The sequence below is a fragment of the Erwinia sp. S38 genome (assembly GCF_016624545.1).
Taxonomy (GTDB): Bacteria; Pseudomonadota; Gammaproteobacteria; order Enterobacterales; family Enterobacteriaceae; genus Erwinia; species Erwinia coffeiphila.
The window spans coordinates 1-914 of the sequence record NZ_JACVTS010000070.1 but is presented as its reverse complement, the minus strand read 5'-3'; the positions used below and the strand labels follow the sequence as shown (position 1 = coordinate 914).

1 pseudogene is annotated in these 914 nt (G+C 57.5%); it reads right to left on the bottom strand.

The annotated features are described in order from the left end of the window. Window positions 1–892, bottom strand: a pseudogene (locus IBT46_RS27035) (IS3 family transposase); the annotation flags it as partial. Between the last annotated feature and the right edge of the window lie 22 nt (window positions 893–914).

The window sequence follows — 914 nt, the reverse complement described above, 5'->3', positions numbered from 1 at the left end:
TATTGCCCGCCCCGATCCGTATGAACGATAACGTATTTTGGCCGCCTGCGCCGCCATAACGCCATCTGAAGTGCATCGCAGGCCAGGTTTGCCGTCATCCGCGATGACATCGACCAGCCGATAACGGCCCGCGACCAGAGGTCGATGACCACGGCAAGGTACAGCCAGCCTTCATCCGTACGTAAGTACGTGATGTCTCCCGACCACTTCTGGTTCGGGCCGCTGGCGTTAAAATCCTGCTTCAGCAGATTTTCTGAGACCGGCAGACCGTGCTCACGGTAGCTGACCGGATTGAACCGGCGTGAAGCTTTTGCCCGCAGACCCTGACGCCGCAGGCTGGAGGCTATCGTTTTCACGTTGTACGTCAGGCCCTGCGCACGCAGCTCTTCTGCCAGGCGGGGGGCTCCGTAGCGCTGTTTAGCCCGGCTGAAGGCGTTACTGACCAGGCTGTCGCAGTCCTGTCAGAAGCGCTGGCGTGCACTGATAACTGTGCAACGGCTCCGCCATGTATACCAGCCACTGCGGGCCACGCGCAGCACCCGGCACATGGCTTTAATACTGAAATCAGCCTGATGGTTTTCGATGAAGACATACTTCATTTCAGGCGCTTCGCGAAGTATGTCGCGGCCTTTTGGAGAATGGCCAGCTCCTCGTCCTTTTCAGCCAGCTGGCGTTTGAGGCGAGCAATCTCAGCGGCCTGTTCGCTCTCGCGCTCAGAGGACGTTGCCTGATTTCTCTGTTTGCTGCGCCAGTTGTAGAGCTGTGATTCGTACAGTCTGAGCTCACGAGCTGCAGCGGCCACGCCGATATGTTCAGCAAGCTTGATGGCTTCCTGGCGGAACTCTGGTGAGTGTTGTTTACGGGGCTTTTTGGTCGCCGTTGGTTTTGTCATATGAGTCACCTCTGGTTAAGAG